Genomic DNA, 20177 nt, shown 5'->3' with positions numbered 1-20177 from the left:
GTCGGCCTGTCATTCCTGCCGCTTGCATTACTCGACCCGAAGGCCCTGCGCGTCGAACCGGTGCAGCTTGTCCGCCTGTGGGGTCAGGAAAATCCGGTCTCCATGTCGGACCGATAATTCGCCATCCACGCGCACGGTCATCGGGTCGCAGCCCGCTACGCCATGGACGTGCAAGAAGGTGTCGGAGCCCAGATGCTCGGCCACGCCGATGGTACCCTCCCATGCGCCTTCGGTGGTGGAGACGTCGAAATGCTCGGGCCGGATGCCGATGGTCGGCGCGCCGCGCGCTTCGGCTTCGGCGCCCTTGATCAGGTTCATCTTGGGCGAGCCGATGAAGCCCGCGACAAATTCGTTGCGCGGCTTGTAGTAAAGCTCAAGCGGGGAGCCGACCTGTTCGATATGGCCCGCCCGCAGCACGACGATCTTGTCGGCCATGGTCATCGCTTCGACCTGATCGTGGGTGACGTAGATCATCGTCGTGGCCAGCCGCTTGTGCAGCTCGCTGATCTCAAGACGCATACCCACCCGCAGCGCGGCGTCGAGGTTCGACAGCGGCTCGTCGAAAAGGAAAGCCGAAGGTTCGCGCACGATGGCACGGCCAATGGCAACCCGCTGGCGCTGACCGCCCGAGAGTTGGCCCGGACGCCGGTCAAGGTAGTCGGTCAGGTTCAGCGCTTTGGCAGCCGCTTCAATCCGGCGGTTCTGCTCATCCACGGGCAGCCCGGCCATCTTCATCGGAAAGGCGATGTTTTTGCGCACCGACATATGCGGATAAAGCGCGTAGGATTGGAACACCATCGCCAGACCCCGTTTCGCGGGCGGCACATGGGTCGCATCGGTGCCGTCGATCTCGATATGGCCCGAGGTGATGTCCTCCAGGCCCGCGATCAGCCGCAACAGGGTTGATTTACCGCAGCCCGAAGGGCCGACGAAGACCGTGAACTCGCCATCTTCGATGGTCAGATCAAGGGGCGGAATGACTTCCACATCGCCGAAGCTTTTGGAAACCTGATTGAGTTTGATTTGTCCCATGTGACTGTCCCTTGCTTACTTGACCGCGCCGAAAGTCAGGCCGCTGACGAGTTGTTTCTGGCTGAACCAGCCGAGGATGAGGATTGGCGCGATGGCCATGGTGGAGGCCGCGCTGAGCTTGGCGTAGAAGAGGCCCTCGGGGCTGGAATAGCTCGCGATGAAGGCGGTGAGCGGTGCGGCCTTGGCCGCGGTGAGGTTGAGCGTCCAGAAGGCTTCGTTCCATGCGAGGATGAAGTTCAACAGCAGGGTGGAGGCAATGCCCGGCACCGCCATGGGGGTGAGGACGTAAAGCACCTCTTCGCGCAGGCTTGCCCCGTCCATCCGTGCCGCTTCCAAAATCTCACCGGGGATTTCGCGGAAGTAGGTGTAGAGCATCCAGACGATGATCGGCAGGTTGATGAGCATCAGGATGATGACCAAGGCGATCTTGCTGTCGAGCACGCCGAACTGGATGCAGAGCAGATAGATCGGGTAGAGCACGCCCACCGCGGGGAGCATCTTGGTCGAGAGCATCCAGAGCAGGATATCCTTAGTCCGCTTGCCGGGGACGAAGGCCATCGACCATGCGGCAGGCACCGCGATCATGATGCCAAGGATGGTCGAGCCACCCGCGATGACGATGGAGTTCCACAGGAAGCGCCCGTAGTTCGACCGTTCCAGAACCGCCTCGTAATTCGCCAGTGTCCAATCGAAGCCGAGGAAGATCGGCGGATCGGCGATGGCCTGTGCTTCGGTCTTGAAGCTGGTAAGGATGGTCCAAAGGATGGGGAAGAAGATCAGGAAACCAATGCCCCAAGCGAGGGCCGTGTTGACGATCTTGCGTTGCCTTGTGACTGCGCGTGCCATGATGTCTCCTCCTCAGGCGTCCAGGTTCTTGCCGACGATGCGCATCAGGAAGATGGCGACGATATTGGCGAGAATGATTGCATAGACACCGCCCGCCGATCCGAGGCCGATGTTCTGGCTCTCCAGCACGCGCTGGAAGATGAGATAGGTCAGTGTTTTGGTTCCAAAGGCCCCGCCCGTGGTCACGAAAATCTCCGCGAAAATCGACAAGAGAAAGATCGTCTGGATCAGGATCACCACGGTGATCGCGCGGCCCAGATGCGGCAGGGTGATATAGGCGAAACGTTTGGTCACCGGCGCGCCGTCCATCTCGGCGGCGTCCAGCTGCTCGCGGTCAAGCGACTGGATCGCGGTGAGCAGGATCAGCGTCGCGAAGGGCAGCCATTGCCAGGATACGATGATGATGATCGACGACAGCGAGGCTTGGCTCATCCATTGCACCGGGGTGGCGCCAAAGAACTCCCACAGATGCGCGAAGAGACCATAGTTCGGGTCCATGAACATGTTCTTCCACACCAGCGCCGACACGGTGGGCATGACGAAGAAGGGCGCGATGACAAGGATGCGGACAAAGCCCTGCCCCCACATCGGCTGGTTCAACAGAAGGGCAAGTAGGATGCCAAGGCAGACCGTGATCGCCAGCACACCGCCGACGATGATCAGCGTGGTCATCACCGAGGGCCAGAAAGAGCTGGAGGTGACGAAGCGCACATAGTTGTCGAAGCCGACCCAACCCAGATCACCGCCGCGCATCGGCAGGTATTTCTTGAAAGAGAAGTAGAGCGTCATGGTCAGCGGGATGAGCATCCATCCAAGCAGCAAGACCACCGCCGGGGCCATCATCAGGCGTGCCGCTGATCGGGAATGTTGGGTAGCCATCGGGCACATCTCCTCTGCCGGCGGCGGATGCCGCTGTTAGGTGAAGGGTATCATATCGGGTGGTGGGGCGGAAAAGGGCGGCGGTGTTCGCCGCCCTTTGAGCCGTGGAAGCGGCGGCTTAACGGTAGCCAGCAGCTTCCATTGCGTCGTTGGTCAGGTCCTGTGCCTTCTCAAGTGCCTCTTCGACGGTCTGCTGACCGGCATAGGCGGCAGAGAACTCTTGGCTCACGTCGGTCGCGATGCCTGCAAACTCGGGGATCGCGGCGAATTGCACACCGACGTAAGGAGTCGGATCGACGGTGGAGTTCTCAGGATCGGCCGAGAGGATCGAGTCGAGCGTCATCTGCGCGAAGGGCACTTTCTGGTACTCGGGGTTCTCGTAAAGCGACTTGCGCGCGCCGGGAGGAACGTTTGCCCAGCCTTCGTTCTCGGCAACCATCTCGATATAGTCTTTCGAGGTGGCCCATTCGATGAACTCTTTCGCGGCATCTTCTTTCTGAGTGCCCGCCGGGATTGCCAGCGCCCATGCCCAGAGCCAGTTGGAGCGTTTGCCAAGGCCCGTGTCCGGTGCCAGCGCAAAGCCAACCTTGTCGGCCACCGTGGAATCCTCGGGGTTGGTCACGAAGGAGGCCGCCACGGTGGCGTCGATCCACATGCCGCATTTGCCTTGCTGGAACAGCGAGAGGTTCTCGTTGAAGCCGTTGGAGGCATAGCCCGCCGGGCCGCTTTCATCCATCAGGTCTTTGTAGAAGTTGATCGTGTTGGCCCATGCCTCGGTGTCGAACTGGGCATTCCAGTCTTCATCGAACCAGCGCGCGCCAAAGGAGTTGGACATCGCCGTGATCAGCGCACCGCCCTCGCCCCAACCGGCCTTGCCGCGCAGGCAGATGCCGTTGATGTCGTTTTCACGATCGGTCATCGCGGCGGCGGCTTCGCGGATGAATTCCCATGTCGGGTCTTTCGGCATTTCCATGCCGGCTTTTTCCATCAGATCAGTGCGGTACATGATCATGGAGCTTTCGCCGTAGAACGGTGCCGCATAAAGCGTGCCGTCGTGGCTCAGGCCACCGGCCATGGCGGGCAGGATATCGTCTGCGTCGTATTCTTCGCTGAGGTCATCCAGCGGCACCAGCCAGCCGTTCGCGCCCCAGATCGGCGTCTCATACATGCCGATGGTCATGATGTCGAAAGAGCCACCCTTGGTCGAGATGTCGGTGGTGACGCGCTGGCGCAGGACGTTCTCTTCCAAGGTGACCCACTCCACTTCGTGGCCGGTCTCTTCGGTGAATTTGTCGGTGTAGCCTTGCATGCGGATCATGTCGCCGTTGTTGACGGTGGCGATGGTGATCGTCTCGGCAACCGCGCCGCCCGCCATGATCAGGCCCAAGGCCGTCGCGGCGTAAAGTGATTTATCGCAGAACATCGATAGTTCCTCCCTCTATAGATGATGCACCGAGACTAACGACCCACGCAACGCGCAGTCAAATTAAATTTTACGCGCGATAACTATTTTCTGAGCAACTTGCGAACTCAATGGCTTAGGCAGAGGCACGCATCACCAGCTTGCCGTCAAATAGCGTCTCTTCGCGCTCGGCCAGCCGGGTTTCGCTTTCGATGATGCGAAACAGGGTACTGGCGGCACGATTCGCGATGGCCCCGTAATCCTGCGCGATGGTGGTCAGCGGTGGGCAGGTGTAGCGCGAGAACGGGTGGTCATCCTGCCCCGCGATCCGCATGGCGCAATCCTTGCCGTGGCCTACCCGCAGACCCAGCTCATAAGCCGCCGATAGCATCCCGATGGCCAGACGGTCGTTTGAGCACAGCACTGTATCCGTCTCAAACGCCCCTGCCGAAATCAGCTTCCCGCCCTCGGTCGCCCCGATCTCTTCAAAGTTCCACCCCTCACCCGGCACCTGATGGATATGCGGCGCAAAGCCGTGCCGCTCCATCGCTTCCAGATAGGCTTGGCGGCGCTTGTTGGCGTTGGGGTTGCTGGGGGTCTTCATCTCGAAAAAACAGGGCGGCTCACCGCTGCGACAAAGGTATTCGACGATCAAATCAACGCTTTGGAAGTTGTCCGTGCCGACGAAAGCCTCGCAAACCCCTTCGACATTGGCGTCAAAGGCCACCACTGGCACGTCCTTGCAAAAGCGCGCGATCTCGTCGCGGTCCGAGGCTTTGCCGAAGGGCGCCAGCAGCACGCCCGCCGGTTTCAGCGCCCGAAGCGAGTCGAGATTGGCCCGCTCCTGCGCCGGATTGCCGTGAGAGCTGAGCAAGATCGGGCTATAGCCCTCGGCCAGACAGGCCAGTTCCACCTCGCGGCCAATCTCGGAAAAGAACGGGTCGGCAAGGTTGGGCACGACCACGCCGATGTTGCGGGTTTTGCGGCGGTTCTGGTTCACCGCATAGACGTTCGGGCGATAGTCATACTGGCTCAGCGCCGCTTCGATCCGCTCCCGGGTCGAGCGCCGCACGCTGTCGGCATCGTTAAAGTATTTCGACAGAGTGGGCCGCGAAATGCCGCTCACGGCGGCAAACTCCTCCATATTGCGGATCTTCTGCTGGCCCATCTTAACCCTCCCTTGACGAAACGCTGCGCGCGTAAACTAAAGTCAATATAGAGATGAGTTCGGCCGGCCAGCAAGGGTCTGGTGGCGTCAGGCTTTCCGCGGCCCTTCGGGGGGCAACGGAAAGCCCGCGCCCGGCCTTCTTTCGGGGTTAGCCGGCCTTGCCCAATTGTGCCGCGGCGCGGGCCAGCGCTTCGATCCCGGCCCAGTCCCCGGCATCGATCAGCTTTTTCGGCGCGACCCAGCTGCCGCCCGCGCAAAGCACATTTGGCAGGCTTAGGTAGCTTTCCGCATTGTCGGGGCTGACACCGCCCGTCGGGCAGAAGGTGATCTGCGGCAGGGGCGCGCCGATGGCCTTGAGCGCGGGCGCGCCACCCGAGGCTTCGGCGGGGAAGAACTTCAGCATGTCATAGCCGCGCTCCAACAGCCGCATCGCCTCGCTCGCCGTGGCGGCACCGGCCAACAGGGGAAGCTCTTCCTCCTCGCAGGCCGCGATCAGCGCGTCGGTGGCACCGGGCGAGACACCAAAGGTCGCCCCCGCCCGTTTCGCCGCGCGGACGTCTTCGGGGGTGACCAGCGTGCCCGCCCCCACATGTCCGCCCGCGACCTCCGCCATGGCGGCAATCGCGTCGAGTGCGGCAGGCGTGCGCAGGGTCACCTCCAAAGCAGGAAGCCCCCCGGCGATCAGTGCTTCGGCCAAGGGCCGGGCGTCGGCGACATCTTCGATCACCAGCACGGGCACGATCGGGGCAAGCGCGCAGATTTCGCGGGTGCGACGGCTGGCGTCTTTTGCAGTAAGGGTCATGGATCAGCCTCCAAAAATCGTTGCGCCGGTGGTAGCAGAACCGACTGTGTCGCGGAACATAGCGAACAACTCGCGCCCCGTCCCGGCATGATAAGCAGAAAGATCAACGGTGACGTTGGGACGGTCGTCGAATCCTTCGGCCAGCACGTCGAGCGTCCCTGCCACGGCATCAACCCGCAGCAAATCGCCATCCTGCACCCGCGCGATGGGGCCGCCGTCGACCGCCTCGGGGCTGACGTGGATCGCCGCAGGCACCTTGCCCGACGCGCCCGACATGCGCCCATCGGTGACCAGCGCCACCTTCTGCCCGCGCCCCTGAAGGATCGACAGAAGCGGCGTCAGGCTGTGCAACTCAGGCATGCCATTGGCCTTTGGCCCTTGGAAGCGGACCACGACGATCACGTCGTCGGTCAGCTCGCCTGCCTTGAAAGCGGCCTTCACCTCGTTCTGATCTGCAAAGACCCGCGCCGGGGCTTCGATGATGTGGTGTTCGGGTGCCACGGCAGAGACCTTCATACAGGCGGTGCCGAGTGATCCGGCCATGCGGCGCAGCCCGCCGGTGGGCTGGAAAGGATCGCTGGCAGGGCGCAGGATTTTCTCGTTCAGGCTCTCGCCCGCGCCCTTCTCCCAGACCAGACCCTCGGCCTTCAGCTTCGGCTCGGCGGTGTAATGCTCCAGCCCCTGCCCCGCGACGGTATGGGTGTCGGGGTGCAGATGGCCGGAGTTGAGCAATTCGCCGATCATATAGCCCAAGCCCCCGGCGGCGTGGAAATGGTTCACATCCGCCAGACCGTTGGGATAGACCCGCGCCAGCAGTGGCGTGACGTCGGAAATATCCGAGAAATCCTCCCAATCCAGAATGATCCCCCCGGCCCGCGCCATGGCGATGAGGTGGATCAGCAGGTTGGTCGACCCACCCGTAGCATTGAGCCCAACGATCCCGTTCACGAAGGCCTTTTCATCCAGAACCGAGGCGAGGGGGGTATAATCATTGCCCAAAGCGCTCAGCGCTAGCGCGCGTTTCGCGCCTTCTTGGGTCAGCGCATCGCGCAAAGACCCGTTCGGCGGCACAAAACTCGCCCCCGGCAGGTGCAGTCCCATGAACTCCATCAGCATCTGATTGGTGTTGGCGGTGCCGTAGAAGGTGCAGGTGCCCGGCCCGTGATAGGCTGCCATCTCGGCGGCCATCAGCGCGTCGCGCCCGACTTCGCCCGCGGCGAACTGCTGGCGTACCTTGGCCTTCTCATCATTCGACAGCCCGCTTTCCATCGGCCCGGCAGGCAGGAAGACGGCGGGCAGATGGCCGAAAGCCTGCGCCGCGATCACCAGCCCGGGCACGATCTTGTCACAGACCCCAAGAAAGACCGCCGCGTCAAAGGTGTTGTGGCTGAGCGCCACGGAGGCCGCCAAGGCGATCACATCGCGCGAGAAAAGCGACAGTTCCATCCCCGCTTCGCCTTGAGTAACGCCATCACACATGGCGGGCACCCCGCCCGCGACCTGCGCGGTGCCCCCCGCCGCACGCACGGCCTCGCGGATCAGATCGGGGTAGCGCTCAAACGGCTGATGCGCCGAAAGCATGTCGTTATAGGTCGTCACGATCCCGAGGTTGCCCGCGCTGGTGGTCGCCAGCCGGTCCTTATCCGCGCCAGAGGCGGCATAGGCATGGGCCTGCCCGCTACAAGACAGATGCGCGCGGGCCGGTCCCTTGGCGCGGGCGGTCTCCATCCGGTCGAGGTAGGGCCGCCGGGTCGCCTCGCTGCGGGCGATGATACGGTCGGTGACGCGGTCAATCGTGGAATGCAGGGTCATGTCTCGTCCTTTCGTGTGATCTCGCGCCAGCGGCGGCCGTCGCGGTGCATCAGCATCAGCGCCTCTTCGGGGCCGGAGCTGCCGGGGTCATAGGGATACGGAGGTTGCCGGGTCTCTTCCCAGCCATGAATGATCGGATCGGCCCAAGCCCAAGCGGCTTCGACCTCGTCCCCGCGCATGAAGAGCGTTTGATCGCCGCGGATCACATCCATGATCAGCCGCTCATAGGCGTCCTGCGGGGTGCCCTGCTCGCCCAAGGCATCGGCAAAGGTCATATCCAGCGCCACTTCGGCCAGACGCATGCCGCCGGGGCCGGGGTCTTTGATGGTGTTGCGCAGGGTGATGCCCTCATCCGGTTGCAACCGGATGATCAGCGCATTGCCCTTATGGCCCTCCATCGCGGGGAAGATCATATGCGGCGGGTCGCGGAAGATCACCGCGATCTCGGAACTGCGCCCGCGCAGCTTTTTGCCCGTGCGCAGGTAGAACGGCGTGCCCGCCCATCGCCAATTGGCGATCTTGACCTTCATCGCGACAAAGCTTTCGGTGCGGCTGTCGGGGTCGCCCGCATGGTCGCGGTAGCTGCCCGCGCCATTGGCGGCGCGGTACTGGCCGCGGGCGATGTCCTTCTGTGCCACAGGCTCAAGCGCCTCGATCACCTTCACCTTCTCATCCCGCACCGCGTTGGGGTCAAAGCGCGAAGGCGGCTCCATCGCCGTCAGACACAAAAGCTGCATCAGGTGGTTCTGCACCATGTCGCGCATGGCGCCCGATTTATCGTAGTATTCGCCCCGCCCTTCGACACCGAGGCTTTCGGACACGGTGATCTGCACATGGTCGATATGGGTGGAATTCCACAGCGGCTCCCAAAGCGCATTGGCGAAACGCAGCGCCATGAGGTTCTGCACCGTCTCTTTGCCAAGGTAATGGTCGATCCGGTAAATCTGGCTTTCGTCGAAGTTGGCACGCAAGTCGGCGTTCAGCGCCTGCGCGGTTTCCAAATCATGGCCAAAGGGCTTTTCGACGACGATGCGGCTCTCGGCTGTGGCGATGCCGTGATCATGCAGTTTGCCACCAATCGTGCCGAACAGCGACGGCGAAACCGAGAGGTAGAAGGCCCGCACGACATCATCGCGCATCACGTCTTTGAGATCCGCCCAGCCCGCATCGCCAGAGGCATCCACGCGCACGTAATGCACCATGACAAGGAACCGCTCCAAGGCGGCACTCTCTTGGGCCAGCTTGGGGGCGAACTCCAGCAGGCTGTCGCGGATCATCTTGCGAAAGGCCTCGGCGTCAAGCTCGGAACGGGCCGCGCCGACGATCCGCGCGGCCTCCGGCATCTGGCCGACGGTAAAGCGGTGAAACAGACCGGGCAGAATCTTGCGCCGGGCAAGATCGCCGGTCGCGCCGAAAATGACGAGGTCGAAAGGATCAACGGGGATTACGCGCGATACCATGGGGTCAGCCCTCCTGCCTGCGCAGGTGCGCTATGGCACCCTGTTTTCGATTGCCCAAAGCCATCACCACCCCCTTCGCGCCCTCCTCCGGGCGGCTACTGGTAGCGCTAACATATTTGAGCGAAAAAGATAAGCGGTTCTTCAACATTTCATATTTCCTCGACCCAAGGCGGGTTCGCCCCGGCCCGCGAAACGGTCACGGCGGCAACCCGCGCGCCATAGGCCAGCGCTTCGGACAGCACCTCTGGCGCGAGGGTGACAAGCGCAGATTTATGCAACTGCCCAAGCTCCGACATCTTGGCCAGAACGCCTGCATTGAACGTGTCGCCCGCGCCGACCGTATCGACGATTTCGGCTTTCACGGCGGGCACTTGCACCTCTTCGCCATTCGCCAGATAGCCGGTCGCCCCCTCGCCCCCGCGGGTCAGGATGACAACCGATGGGCCCTTCTTTAGCAACTCGGCCACCTTGTCGCGCAGCGACAGCGGCGCGGGGTTGATCCAGTTCAGATCCTCATCCGACACCTTCACGATATCAGACAGCGCCAGCATCCGGTCGAGCCTTTGGCGATAGCGTTCGATATCCTTGATAAAACCGGGGCGGATGTTGGGGTCGATCATTACCGCGCGCCCCTCGGCGTTGCGCGCCAATAGCTCGGCATAGGCATCCGCCCCCGGCTCGCAGGCCAGACTGATCCCGCCAAAATAAAGCGCCGAAACCTCGCTGGACAAGGCGGGCATATCCTCGGGCGTGATCATCCGCCCGGCGGAGTTTTCGTCATAGAAATCATAGGTCGCATGGCCGCCCACCAGCCGCACGAAGGCCAGCGTCGTCGGACGGTCGGACAGGACAACATGCGACACATCCACATGGCTTGCCTTCAACCCGTCGACCAACTGCCGCCCGAACATGTCCGACGACAGGCCCGAGAGCATCCCCACCTGCGCGCCGAGCCGCCCCAATGCGATGGCCGTGTTGAACACCGCCCCGCCCGCATGGGGCACAAAGCCATCGGGGCCTGCCTTGGTCGGGGTCGGGATCATATCGATCAGGGCTTCTCCGCAGCAAAGGATCATCTGTCAGCCTTTCAAGAATGCGTCACGGTCGACGAGGAAACGGTCCGAAAGCGGCAGGCTCGCCGCGCCGAGCGCACGGGCATCGCTGCCGACGGTGCCTTCGCGCAATTCGGGAAGGGTGACGCCCGGCAAGGGCCGGGCGGCGAGGTGGCGGCGGGTGCGGGTGACCAATTCGGCGCGAACCTCTGCGGGTACCGACCCGTCGATCATCACCGCGTCGAAATCAATCAAACATGTCGCGGCGCGGATCGCCTGCGCCAAGGCCTCGGTCGTGCTGTCGAGCCATGGGTGCAAAATGTCGCCGCCAAAGCCCCAGGCCGCCGGATCGCTCCACGGGGCGCGGCGGGTCTCTCCGGCCTTTTGCAATGCGCCTTCCAAAGTCGCCAAAGAGGCCACATCGACCAATTGCCGCGCCGCATCCCCGGCCAACGGCATAGAGCCGAGCGCCCCGGCATTGCCGCTTTTGCCGGTGTAGAGCTTGCTGTCCAGCACCAGCCCGCCGCCGACGAAATAGCCGATGTAGAAATAGAGGAAATCGCGCGGCTTGTCCTGCGCGCCAAAGACCAGTTCCGCCCCACAAGCGGCAGAGGTGTCATTGCAGATATAGATCGGCAGATCGACCATCTCCGCCAAAGCGGCTTCGATATCAAAAGTTTGCCACGCGCTTAGATCGCCGCCGGCGACCTCCCATTCCCACATGCCGAACGGCAGGGCGACCCCCAGACCGGCCATCCGCGCCTGCTGCTCGGCGGAAAGCGAGGCAAGTGCATCTTGCAAAGCACGCGCGGCAAAGGTCATCACCGCATCGGGCGTGGGATGGGCATAGGTCTCACTGCTATGCCGGGTCACTTGCCCCTCGAAATCGGTGAGGATCAATTCCACACTGCGGCGCCCGACCTTCAGGCCCAGAAAAAACGCGCCCTCCGCGTTCAGGCTGATCGGCACTGATGGCTGGCCCACACGGCCCCGCACCCGCGCGCCCTTTTTCAGCAGACCTTCGGCTTCGAGGGCGCGCATGATGACGGATACGGTCTGCGCCGAAAGGCCCGTAAGCCGGGCAATCTCGGCCTTCGAAGTGGGGCCACTGCGGCGGATCAGCGACAGGACGAGCCGTTCGTTATAGGCCCGCATCCCGCTTTGGTTCGACCCGCGCGCGGCCCGGTCGGCGATAGTCTGTAGCTGCTGCAAACTGGCCTCCCCTCCGGTTCATCCGCACTTCAACGGACAAATCCCAAATGGGAGGGGTTAAGTCAACGACTAAATCAATCTAATTTACTTATTGGCGATGAAAGGCCGCTCATCCTGATATGAGCGGCCCTTCTTCGCGTTTAACCGACCACCGCAATGCCGATTTTCCCCATATGAGATTTCTCAAGAAAGGCTTCCTGCGCCTGTTTCAGATCGCGCAGCGCATAGCTTTCCGCCACGACAGGCCGAATTTCCCCGCGTTCGATATAGCCCACCAGATCGGCAAAAACGCTTGGCTCTTGCCGGGTGCTGCCCATCAGGGTCAGGTCCTTGAGGTAGAGCGTGCGCAGGTCCAACTCCACGATCGGCCCGGCAATCGCGCCCGAGGTCACATAGCGCCCACGCGTCACCAGCGCGTCAAGCAATTTGGGCCAACCCGCCCCGCCGACGAGGTCGAGCACCACGTCATAGCTGTCCTCCGGCAGGGCCGCATCCCGGTCGAAGGTCTCATCCGCGCCAAGCGCCCTCAGCGCCTCCATCTTGCCGGGGCTGGTCACCGCCGTCACATGCGCGCCGCGCCGTTTCGCCAGTTGCACCGCCGCCGAGCCGACCCCGCCCGAGGCGCCGGTGATCAACACACGTTCGGCCCCCAAGGCGGCCCGCTGGATCATCCCCTCGGCCGTCGAAAAGGCGCAGGGAAAGGAGGCGAGTTCAACATCCGTGAGCGCGCTATCGACCCGCAGCGCATTGCTGGCCTCGGCGGTGGCATATTCCGCAAAACCGCCGTCCCGCTCCGATCCGAAGGTGACGAGATCATCCGGCCCCGCGGCCGCAGGGCTGTACATGGGCCGGATCAAAACCCTCTCGCCGATGCGGCCTTGATCGACACCCGCGCCCACGGCCACGACCTCTCCGCAGCAATCGGCCCCTTGGATGCGCGGAAAACTCAGTGCGCCAGACCATCCGCCATCGGCGTCCGACGCGCCGCCGTAGCCCTCGCTCGCCGCCGAGCCGGTGTCGCCGCGCACCGCTTTGGAATACCAGCCCGTGCGCGTGTTCACATCCGTGTTGTTCACCGCCGCCGCGCCGACGCGAACCAGAACCTCACCGGCGGCGGGCTTTGGCAGCGCGACATCCTCGCGCCACTCCAGCTTGTCCAAGCCGCCATGGCCGGTCAGCAGCATCGCTTTCATGGTCTTCGGTAGGGTCATCGCTCGGGCTCCTTCAGCGGCAGAATGGCAAAGTGTAGAATGATTACTCTACTTGCGTAGGTAGAGCGCCCCCTCTACATCGTCAAGCATGACAGATACCAAAAGCAAGATCGCCGCCGGGCTGGAACGTGCCTTTGCCACCCGCGGCTTTGCCGACCCCAGCGTCGAAGACCTGCGCGATGCGGCCGGGGTGAGCCTGCGCACGCTCTACAAATACACCCCCTCCCGCGCCGAAATGGTACTGGCCGCGCTGGAGAACCGGCAGCAACGCTATCTGGCGCTGGTCTTCGGCGATCTGCCCGAGACCCCGACCGAGGCGCTTGAGGCAATTCTGACCCGCGTCGGGCAGTGGATGGCGACGGAAACCTCTCACGGCTGCCTGTTCCACGCCGCCGTCGCCGCCGACCCCGGCAGCGAAAAACTGCACGCCTTGCTCTCACGCCATAAGGCCGAGGTCGCGGCCAAAGCCGCCGCAGCCGCCGATCTGCCGGGTGCGGAGACCGAGTTGCTGTTGATCCTCGAAGGGCTCACACAGACTTGGCCGCTGCACGGGGCGCAGGCGGTGACCGCCGCGCAGCATTTGGCCCAAACGCTGCTGCGCGATGCGCGCCAGCACCAATGACATGCTAGGGACGTTTTCATGATGCAGGGCCACCGATGGGGCGTGATCGCCATCCTTTTCGCTGCCGTGGTCTGGGGCACGACCGGCACCGCCGCCACCTTCGCCCCCGAGGTCAGCGCCGCCGCCATCGGTGCCGCTGCCATGGGGCTAGGCGGGATCGCGCAGGCCCTCTGGGCCGGTCGGGGCATTCTGAACCAGCGCGCGCGGCTCTGGCAACAGCGCCGCCTGCTGATCATCGGCGCGCTGGCCGTGGCGGTCTATCCGCTGGCCTTTTACGGCGCGATGCGGCTGGCGGGGGTGACGGTGGGGACGGTCATCACCATCGGCTCCGCCCCGCTGCTCTCGGCGCTGATCGAATACCTGTTGGATGGCCGCCGCCTGACCCTGCGCTGGTCCTTTGGCGCGGCGGTGGGGCTGATCGGCATGGGGTTGATTTGCCTAGCCGAAGGCGATGCCCATGGCAGCGCGGCAAGCGCGCCTTCCGTCCCTTTGGGCGTTTTGCTGGGGCTGATCGGCGGCTTCACCTACGCACTTTATTCGTGGAGCGCGCGCCGGATGATGCTGCAAGGCACCCGCTCTGCCGTGGCCATGGGGGCGACCTTTGGGCTGGGCGGGCTGTTGCTGATGCCGGTGCTGGCGGTCTCGGGCGGGGCGTTTCTGGCCTCTTGGACCAACGCCGGGGTGGGGCTCTACATGGCCGCTGTGCCGATGTTTCTGGGCTATATCGCCTTCGGCTACGGCCTTGCCCGGGTGGAGGCGAGCACGGCCACCGTGATCACCTTGTTCGAGCCGGTCGTCGCGGCGGTGCTGGCCGTGGTCATCGTGGACGAACGCCTGCCCCCGCAGGGCTGGGTCGGCGTCGCGCTGGTGATCGGCTGTTTGGCCATCATCACCCTGCCCGCCCCGCGACGGCTGCGGCGGCACACCCCTGCTCCGCCGCCACCCGCCACCTAGAGGGCCGCTGCCGCTAAAGCTGATCCGGCGGCGTCTCGCCCCGGAAGAAATGGTCGAGATTGTCCAGCGCCTTGAAGCCCATCGCATCACGGGTCGCCACGGTGGCGCTGCCGACATGGGGCATCATCATCACGTTATCATGGGCCGCAAAGGCCGGGTTGCCGCCCGGCTCGGTCACGAAGCAATCCAACCCCGCCGCCCCGACATGGCCCGAGGTGAGCGCGTCGAGCAGCGCCGCCTCCTCCACCAGATTCCCCCGCGCGGTGTTCACGATCACGCAGCCCTTGGGCAGCCGCGCCAAACGCGCGGCGTTCATGAGGCCCACCGTCTCGGGCGTGGCAGGGCAGTGAAGCGAGAGGAAGTCCGAGACCGCCAGCAGGTCGTCCAATTCGGCGTGATAAGTCGCCCCCGCCTCCGCTTCCGGGTCCAGACGGCGGCGGTTGTGGTAATGCACTTCCATATCCAGCCCCCGCGCCTTGCGGGCAAAGGCCCGGCCCACGCCACCCATCCCGATGATGCCAAGCCGCGCGCCGGAAAGCTGTTTGCCCACAAGCATCGCAGGCGACCACGACTGCCACTGCCCGCTGCGCACCAGCCGGTCCCCGGCAACCGCGTGACGGGCCGCCCCCAGCATCAACATCAGCGCCAGTTCCGCCGTGGCATCCGACAGAACACCGGGCGTGTTCGTCACCACGATCCCCCGCGCCTTGAGGCTGGGCAGATCGCAGTGATCGACGCCCACGGAATGGTTCGCGATGATCTTGAGCCGAGGGTCGAGCCGGGCCACAACCTCGGCGCTGAAATGTTCGGAATGACAGGGGATCATCCCATCGACCCGCGCGCTCATCGCGATGATGTCCTCAGCGCTGCCGGGCTTGTCGGCGGGGTCCCAGATCACCTCGTAATCCCGCCTCGCGCGGTCGAGTGTGGCGTCAGAGAGCTGCCGGGTGATCCAAATGACAGGTTTGCCCATGGCTCAGTCCCGATCTTTCCGACTGGAGGTGAAAAAGTCATAGGCCACAAAAGCCAGCGTCACCGCGACGATGATGATCAGGTCGATGCTGGGCACCTCCACGGCGAGGATCAGCAAAAACACCGCAATCGCGGCAAAGGCGAGCAGGGCAAGTAGGCGGTTCATGGTCTCATCCTCATTCAGTTGCACCATCGGCCCAGTCGAAAAGCCACTGGGCGCTGCGCATCAAACGCCCGTCTTGACCGTGACCGCCGACCAGTTGCACCCCCATCGGCAAGCCCTCTTCCGAGGTCATCAACGGCAGCGACACACAGGGGCTGCCGCAGAGCGTCCAAAGACCGTTGAAAATCGGATCGCCGGTGGTCTCCAACCCACGCGGCGCGGGGCCGGTGGCTGCGGGGCAGAGCAGCACGTCGCAACGGGTCAGCAGTTCTTCCAGCGCGGCGGTCAGCACCTTGGGCAGGTCGCGGGCCGATTGGTAATCGCGGGCCAGCACCTTATTGCCCGCCTCCATCGCCTCCCGTGCCACGGGTGAGAGCAGCTCGGCCCCGTCGCGCAGATAGGGGTAGAAATGATAGGCCATCTCGGCAAAGTTGATGCGTTTGCGCGCCTCGGCAGCCTCGTTAAAGACCGGCGGCAGGGGCATCTCAAAAGCCTGATCGCCAAGGGCCGCGACCAATTCCTCGAAAGCGGCGTGCAACTGCGGATCGGCATCCTCCCATCCCGGCGGGCGGACAAAGCCGAAAACCGGCGGGATCGGCGGCGCGCTGGTCGCCTCGGCCAAGAGCGCGGGGGTTGGGGCAAGCTCGGTCGCGCTGTCTTCGGGATCATGGCCAAACAGCACCTCGGCCAGCAGCGCGGCCCCAGCGGGATCGCTGGCAAAGACGCCAATGGTGTCGAGCGAGGGCGATTGCGTCAGCACCCCCCGGCGTGGGATCGCGCCGAAGGTTGGTTTGAACCCGGTAACCCCGCAAAAGGACGCAGGCCGGATCACCGACCCGCCGGTCTGCGTGCCGATGGCCAAGGGCACCATCCCGTCTGCCACCGCCGCCGCCGACCCTTGGGACGAGCCGCCGGGGCTATGCGCCGGATTATGCGGATTGGTGGTCTTGTTCGGATGCATGAAGGCCAGTTCGGTCGTGACCGTCTTGCCCATGATGATCGCGCCTTCGGCCTTGAGCCGCTCCACGATGAAAGCATCGCGCAGCGGCACGCGCCCCTTGTCCTGCGCCGCGCCGTTTTCGGTGGGAATGCTGCGCGTGTCGATCACGTCTTTCAGCCCCACCGGCAGCCCGTGCAGCCGCCCCAGCGGCCTGCCCGCCCGGCGATGATTGTCGAGCGTTCGGGTCTGCGCGCGGGCAAACTCGGGGTCGAACCACGCCCAAGCGCCCACCACCTCCTCGCGCGCTTCGATCCGCGCGATGTAGCTTTCCACCAGCGCCAGCGCATCCAATGCGCCGGTCGCCAAACGGTCCCGCAGTTCGACCACGCCAAGGGCTGCCGGGGCGGTCATCCGTGCCTCAGCGCCCATAGAACACCTCCGGCAGGTAGAAGACGATCTGCGGGAAGACATACATCAAGATCATCGACAGGATCACGCAGAACAGGAAGGGCATGACACCCGCGAAGATCTGCGTCAGGCGCAGTTCGGGCGGGGCGATTCCCTTGAGGTAATAGGCCGACATCGCCATCGGTGGCGTCAGGAACGAGGTCTGCAGGTTCAGCGCCACGAGGATGCCGAAGAACAGCGGGTCGATCTCGAAGACGGCCAGCAGCGGCAGGAAGATCGGCACGAAGATGATGATGATCTCGGACCATTCCAGCGGCCAGCCGAGCAGGAAGATGATGAGCTGCGCGAGGATCAGGAACATAATCGGCGACAGGTTCAGCGACTGCACGAACTCCGAGATCACATGCTCCCCGCCGAGGTAGGAGAACACCGCCGAGAAGGTGTAGGAGCCGACGAAAAGCCAGCAGACCATCGCCGTGGTGCGCACCGTGAGATACACGCTCTCGCGCATCCGCTGCCATGTCATCGCACGGTAAATGAAGGCGAGGAAGATGCCGCCGAGCGCCCCGATCGAGGCCGCCTCCGTCGGGGTGGCGAGGCCGAAGAGGATTGAGCCCAGCACCGCGAAAATGAGGAAGGCCAGCGGCAGGAAGGAGGTGGCGATCATCAGCAACAGCTTGCCCATCGGCATGTCTGGCACCTCATCCGCCGTGGGGCGCGGGGCCGAGGAGGGCTGCAACAGCGAGCGCCCGATGATGTAGATCAGGTAGAGCCCCACCAGCGTCAGCCCCGGCAGCAGTGCGGCCGCGTAAAGCCGCACGATGGAGACATTCGTCGCCGCCGCATAGACGATCAGCATGATCGAGGGCGGGATCAGGATGCCCAAGGTGCCGCCGGCGCAGATGATGCCTGCCGCAAAGGACGGGTTGTAGCGCGCCTTCAGCATCGCGGGCAGCGCTAGCAGCCCCATCAGCGTCACCACCGCGCCGACGATGCCCGTGGCGGTGGCGAACAGCGCGCAGGTGATCAGCGCGGCCACGCCCATGGAGCCGGGGATGTTCTTGGAAGCGATGTTGAGCGTAGTGAACAGCCGGTCGACGATATTCGACCGCTCCACGATATAGCCCATGAAGAGGAACAGCGGCACCGCCGTCAGCACTTCGTTCGACATCACCGTGAAGGTCTGGTTCACGAAAAGGTCGAATATTCGGTTGTTGAAGAACCCGTCGAGCCAGGTCGACCATTGCTCCCATTGGCCGGCCCCCTCGTCCAGCCGGTCGAAACTGCGCCACATGCGGCGCGCGTCGAAATAGGCGTAATAGCCAAAGCCGATGCCCATCGCCATCAGCGTGAAAGCAATCGGAAAGCCCAGGAAAACAAAGACGATGAACAGCCCAAGCATCATCAGGGCGATTTGCGGATCGGTCATGTGAGATGGCCCTTTTCGGCCTTGTTGGCTTCGCGCATCATGAGGTCTTCGGTCTCAAAGACGTCTTCCTCGGCTTCGAGCCAGTAGTTGGAACGTATGGCGATGAGACAGCGGCAGACCTGCGCGATGCCTTGGATGAACAGCAGTATCCCCGCCGCCACGATGATCGCCTTGAATTGATAGATCGGAACCCCCGCCGGGCTGTTGACCGACACTTCGCCATATGACCACGACCGTGCGGCGTATTTCCACCCCGCGAGGATCAGCGCGGTGACGCCGGGGAAAAAGAAGATGATATAGAGCACGAGGTCGATCATGCCTTGGGTGCGCGGCTGGAACAGCCGGTAGAGGAAATCCCCCCGCACATGGCCGCCCCGCGACAGCGTATAGGCCCCGCCCATCATAAAGAGCGTGCCATACATGATGAAGGACACATCCAGCGCCCAAGCCGTGGGATTGTTCAGCACATAGCGCACAAAAACTTCGTAGCCCGTGCCGATGGACATCAGCAAAATGAGCCACGCAAAAGCCTTGCCGAACCATGCGGAAAGGTTATCGGCGAACCGAATGAAAGATATCATGATGCCCTCGGTATCTCGCACGAACCCCGGCACGCCATGCGCCGGAGTTCGCGGTGATGTTATGGGTTTGCGGGATCAGAGTTTGATCTTGCCGGGGAAGTAATGCTCATAGGCAAGCCCGTAATCCGGCGAGTTCATCAACTCGTAATAGGCCACGCGGTCGACCCATTCGCGCTGGCTGTCGAGGGTCTTTTTCATGAAGGGATCGGATTCCAGCTCGGGGATCAGTTCATCCCATGCTTTAAGCTGCGCATCCAAGATTTCCTTGGACGTGCGCCGCACGGTCACGCCAGCCTCGTTTTGCAGGAACTGAAGGTCCGCCGAATAGCGGTCCATCGCCTTGGCCGTGTTCGCGGTCGAGGCCGCCTCGACCGCGTATTTCAAGATTGCCTGAAGATCGGGGTCGAGGTCTTCGAGGAACATCTTGGAGAACAGGAACTCAAAGCTCTCGGAGGCTTGGTGATAGGACGACAGGTAGTAGTTCTTGGCCACGTCCTGCGCGCCGAAATCCTTGTCCGACGAAGGGTTGTTGAACTCGAAGGCGTCGATCACGCCGCGCTCCATCGCGGGCACGATCTCCCCGCCCGGCAATTGCGCCACCGACATGCCCAGCTTGGCCATCAGATCGGCGGCCAGACCCACGGTGCGGTATTTGAAGCCTTGCAGGTCGTCGACGGTATTGACCTCATTCTTGAACCAGCCGAAGGGCTGGGCGAACATCGGGAAGCCCATGTAGCCCACAACGTCGAGGCCCATGATATCCTGCGTCAGCTCGTTATAGAGTTCCTGACCGCCGCCCTGATAGAACCACGACAGCATCGTGGTGGCAGAGCCGCCGAAAACCGGGCCGGTGCCAAAGAGCGATGCGGCCTTGTTCTTGCCGTACCAATAGACGGGCACCGAATGCGCCGCGTCGATCAGACCGTCGTTCACCGCATCGAGCACCTGAAACGCCGCGACGACCGCGCCCGCGGGCAGCACGTCGACCTTCAGACGCCCGCCCGACATCTCCTCGACCCGTGTCGCGTAGTCGCGGGCAAAGTCTTGCCAGATGTTCGCGTCGTTCCACGACGTCTGCATCTTGATGACGATCGGCGCTTGAGCCAGCACCGCCGGTGCGGCCAGCATGCTCCCCGTCGCCGCCCCCCCAGCAAGTGCGGACTTCGTCAGGAACGAACGTCGATTGAACTTTTTAGTCTCAGTCATGTTTCCTCCTCCCAGAGTAGCCGCCC

Annotated in this window: 19 protein-coding genes; 2 read left to right on the top strand and 17 right to left on the bottom strand. The window is 63.3% G+C overall.

The window, feature by feature from the left end:
* Positions 1 to 27: 27 nt before the first annotated feature.
* The 11 genes from ACGYK2_RS13945 to ACGYK2_RS13895 form a co-directional block, all read right to left on the bottom strand.
* Positions 28 to 1032: an ABC transporter ATP-binding protein gene (locus ACGYK2_RS13945; protein WP_271689023.1), complete on the bottom strand. Its 1005-nt coding sequence runs from the start codon at positions 1030 to 1032 to the stop codon at positions 28 to 30.
* A 15-nt stretch (positions 1033 to 1047) separates the two neighbouring features.
* A complete protein-coding gene (locus ACGYK2_RS13940) occupies positions 1048 to 1878 on the bottom strand; it encodes a carbohydrate ABC transporter permease (protein WP_136720471.1) in 831 nt (276 codons plus the stop codon).
* Positions 1879 to 1890: 12 nt separating this feature from the next.
* Entirely contained in the window at positions 1891 to 2757 is an 867-nt protein-coding gene (locus tag ACGYK2_RS13935; RefSeq protein ID WP_136720472.1) for a carbohydrate ABC transporter permease, read from the bottom strand.
* 118 nt (positions 2758 to 2875) lie between these two features.
* Positions 2876 to 4180, bottom strand: a complete 1305-nt coding sequence (locus ACGYK2_RS13930) for a sugar ABC transporter substrate-binding protein (RefSeq protein WP_136720473.1) — start codon at positions 4178 to 4180, stop codon at positions 2876 to 2878.
* 115 nt (positions 4181 to 4295) lie between these two features.
* Positions 4296 to 5327 (bottom strand): LacI family DNA-binding transcriptional regulator, encoded by a 1032-nt coding sequence (locus ACGYK2_RS13925; protein WP_271689022.1) that lies wholly within the window; start codon positions 5325 to 5327, stop codon positions 4296 to 4298.
* Positions 5328 to 5475: 148 nt separating this feature from the next.
* Positions 5476 to 6129, bottom strand: coding sequence for a bifunctional 4-hydroxy-2-oxoglutarate aldolase/2-dehydro-3-deoxy-phosphogluconate aldolase (gene eda, locus ACGYK2_RS13920; protein ID WP_271689021.1), 654 nt, complete (start codon positions 6127 to 6129; stop codon positions 5476 to 5478).
* Positions 6130 to 6132: 3 nt separating this feature from the next.
* Positions 6133 to 7941, bottom strand: coding sequence for a phosphogluconate dehydratase (gene edd, locus ACGYK2_RS13915; RefSeq protein ID WP_271689020.1), 1809 nt, complete (start codon positions 7939 to 7941; stop codon positions 6133 to 6135).
* On the bottom strand, positions 7938 to 9401 hold the full coding sequence (gene zwf, locus ACGYK2_RS13910) for a glucose-6-phosphate dehydrogenase (RefSeq protein WP_271689019.1): 1464 nt from the start codon (positions 9399 to 9401) through the stop codon (positions 7938 to 7940). The genes edd and zwf overlap by 4 nt, the downstream gene beginning before the upstream one ends.
* Before the next feature lie 149 nt (positions 9402 to 9550).
* Positions 9551 to 10477 carry a carbohydrate kinase gene (locus ACGYK2_RS13905; protein ID WP_271689018.1) on the bottom strand — a complete coding sequence of 309 codons (927 nt, stop codon included), beginning with the start codon at positions 10475 to 10477 and terminating at the stop codon, positions 9551 to 9553.
* A 3-nt stretch (positions 10478 to 10480) separates the two neighbouring features.
* Positions 10481 to 11608 (bottom strand): ROK family transcriptional regulator, encoded by a 1128-nt coding sequence (locus tag ACGYK2_RS13900; RefSeq protein ID WP_271689922.1) that lies wholly within the window; start codon positions 11606 to 11608, stop codon positions 10481 to 10483.
* A 197-nt stretch (positions 11609 to 11805) separates the two neighbouring features.
* Positions 11806 to 12876 (bottom strand): alcohol dehydrogenase family protein, encoded by a 1071-nt coding sequence (locus tag ACGYK2_RS13895; RefSeq protein WP_271689017.1) that lies wholly within the window; start codon positions 12874 to 12876, stop codon positions 11806 to 11808.
* Positions 12877 to 12964: 88 nt separating this feature from the next.
* Between ACGYK2_RS13895 and ACGYK2_RS13890 the strand changes: the two genes are divergently transcribed.
* A complete protein-coding gene (locus tag ACGYK2_RS13890) occupies positions 12965 to 13498 on the top strand; it encodes a TetR/AcrR family transcriptional regulator (RefSeq protein WP_271689016.1) in 534 nt (177 codons plus the stop codon).
* A gap of 18 nt (positions 13499 to 13516) precedes the next feature.
* Positions 13517 to 14452, top strand: a complete 936-nt coding sequence (locus ACGYK2_RS13885; RefSeq protein WP_271689015.1) for a DMT family transporter — start codon at positions 13517 to 13519, stop codon at positions 14450 to 14452.
* A 13-nt stretch (positions 14453 to 14465) separates the two neighbouring features.
* On the opposite strand, the gene ACGYK2_RS13880 is transcribed toward ACGYK2_RS13885, so the two are convergent.
* The 6 genes from ACGYK2_RS13880 to ACGYK2_RS13855 all read right to left on the bottom strand — a co-directional run bounded on the left by ACGYK2_RS13880 (position 14466) and on the right by ACGYK2_RS13855 (position 20151).
* The gene (locus tag ACGYK2_RS13880; protein WP_271689014.1) at positions 14466 to 15425 is read right to left on the bottom strand and encodes a D-glycerate dehydrogenase; all 960 of its coding nucleotides are present in this window, start codon (positions 15423 to 15425) and stop codon (positions 14466 to 14468) included.
* A gap of 3 nt (positions 15426 to 15428) precedes the next feature.
* Positions 15429 to 15590 carry a hypothetical protein gene (locus ACGYK2_RS13875; RefSeq protein ID WP_169306085.1) on the bottom strand — a complete coding sequence of 54 codons (162 nt, stop codon included), beginning with the start codon at positions 15588 to 15590 and terminating at the stop codon, positions 15429 to 15431.
* 10 nt (positions 15591 to 15600) lie between these two features.
* Positions 15601 to 16956, bottom strand: a complete 1356-nt coding sequence (locus tag ACGYK2_RS13870) for an amidase (RefSeq protein ID WP_271689012.1) — start codon at positions 16954 to 16956, stop codon at positions 15601 to 15603.
* Positions 16946 to 18364 carry a TRAP transporter large permease subunit gene (locus tag ACGYK2_RS13865; protein ID WP_067266963.1) on the bottom strand — a complete coding sequence of 473 codons (1419 nt, stop codon included), beginning with the start codon at positions 18362 to 18364 and terminating at the stop codon, positions 16946 to 16948. The genes ACGYK2_RS13870 and ACGYK2_RS13865 overlap by 11 nt, the downstream gene beginning before the upstream one ends.
* Positions 18361 to 18945, bottom strand: coding sequence for a TRAP transporter small permease subunit (locus ACGYK2_RS13860; RefSeq protein ID WP_093928097.1), 585 nt, complete (start codon positions 18943 to 18945; stop codon positions 18361 to 18363). The genes ACGYK2_RS13865 and ACGYK2_RS13860 overlap by 4 nt, the downstream gene beginning before the upstream one ends.
* A gap of 75 nt (positions 18946 to 19020) precedes the next feature.
* Positions 19021 to 20151, bottom strand: coding sequence for a TRAP transporter substrate-binding protein (locus tag ACGYK2_RS13855; protein WP_067266961.1), 1131 nt, complete (start codon positions 20149 to 20151; stop codon positions 19021 to 19023).
* Between the last annotated feature and the right edge of the window lie 26 nt (positions 20152 to 20177).

Origin of the sequence: Sulfitobacter sp. 1A10359, assembly GCF_043558145.1 — a bacterium.
Classification (GTDB): Bacteria; Pseudomonadota; Alphaproteobacteria; order Rhodobacterales; family Rhodobacteraceae; genus Sulfitobacter; species Sulfitobacter faviae.
Note: the sequence above shows the minus strand (reverse complement) of the source record. Positions and strands in the feature narration are given on the sequence as shown.

What these genes read in the sequence shown, in the direction of transcription:
- ACGYK2_RS13895 (WP_271689017.1), bottom strand. Translation starts at nt 12,876, where the DNA reads ATGACCCTACCGAAGACCATGAAAGCGATGCTGCTGACCGGCCATGGC.
- ACGYK2_RS13935 (WP_136720472.1), bottom strand. Translation starts at nt 2,757, where the DNA reads ATGGCTACCCAACATTCCCGATCAGCGGCACGCCTGATGATGGCCCCG.
- ACGYK2_RS13930 (WP_136720473.1), bottom strand. Translation starts at nt 4,180, where the DNA reads ATGTTCTGCGATAAATCACTTTACGCCGCGACGGCCTTGGGCCTGATC.
- ACGYK2_RS13890 (WP_271689016.1), top strand. Translation starts at nt 12,965, where the DNA reads ATGACAGATACCAAAAGCAAGATCGCCGCCGGGCTGGAACGTGCCTTT.
- zwf (WP_271689019.1), bottom strand. Translation starts at nt 9,401, where the DNA reads ATGGTATCGCGCGTAATCCCCGTTGATCCTTTCGACCTCGTCATTTTC.
- ACGYK2_RS13945 (WP_271689023.1), bottom strand. Translation starts at nt 1,032, where the DNA reads ATGGGACAAATCAAACTCAATCAGGTTTCCAAAAGCTTCGGCGATGTG.
- ACGYK2_RS13870 (WP_271689012.1), bottom strand. Translation starts at nt 16,956, where the DNA reads ATGGGCGCTGAGGCACGGATGACCGCCCCGGCAGCCCTTGGCGTGGTC.
- ACGYK2_RS13860 (WP_093928097.1), bottom strand. Translation starts at nt 18,945, where the DNA reads ATGATATCTTTCATTCGGTTCGCCGATAACCTTTCCGCATGGTTCGGC.
- ACGYK2_RS13940 (WP_136720471.1), bottom strand. Translation starts at nt 1,878, where the DNA reads ATGGCACGCGCAGTCACAAGGCAACGCAAGATCGTCAACACGGCCCTC.
- ACGYK2_RS13875 (WP_169306085.1), bottom strand. Translation starts at nt 15,590, where the DNA reads ATGAACCGCCTACTTGCCCTGCTCGCCTTTGCCGCGATTGCGGTGTTT.
- eda (WP_271689021.1), bottom strand. Translation starts at nt 6,129, where the DNA reads ATGACCCTTACTGCAAAAGACGCCAGCCGTCGCACCCGCGAAATCTGC.
- ACGYK2_RS13905 (WP_271689018.1), bottom strand. Translation starts at nt 10,477, where the DNA reads ATGATCCTTTGCTGCGGAGAAGCCCTGATCGATATGATCCCGACCCCG.
- edd (WP_271689020.1), bottom strand. Translation starts at nt 7,941, where the DNA reads ATGACCCTGCATTCCACGATTGACCGCGTCACCGACCGTATCATCGCC.
- ACGYK2_RS13865 (WP_067266963.1), bottom strand. Translation starts at nt 18,364, where the DNA reads ATGACCGATCCGCAAATCGCCCTGATGATGCTTGGGCTGTTCATCGTC.
- ACGYK2_RS13925 (WP_271689022.1), bottom strand. Translation starts at nt 5,327, where the DNA reads ATGGGCCAGCAGAAGATCCGCAATATGGAGGAGTTTGCCGCCGTGAGC.
- ACGYK2_RS13900 (WP_271689922.1), bottom strand. Translation starts at nt 11,608, where the DNA reads ATGCGGGCCTATAACGAACGGCTCGTCCTGTCGCTGATCCGCCGCAGT.
- ACGYK2_RS13885 (WP_271689015.1), top strand. Translation starts at nt 13,517, where the DNA reads ATGATGCAGGGCCACCGATGGGGCGTGATCGCCATCCTTTTCGCTGCC.
- ACGYK2_RS13855 (WP_067266961.1), bottom strand. Translation starts at nt 20,151, where the DNA reads ATGACTGAGACTAAAAAGTTCAATCGACGTTCGTTCCTGACGAAGTCC.
- ACGYK2_RS13880 (WP_271689014.1), bottom strand. Translation starts at nt 15,425, where the DNA reads ATGGGCAAACCTGTCATTTGGATCACCCGGCAGCTCTCTGACGCCACA.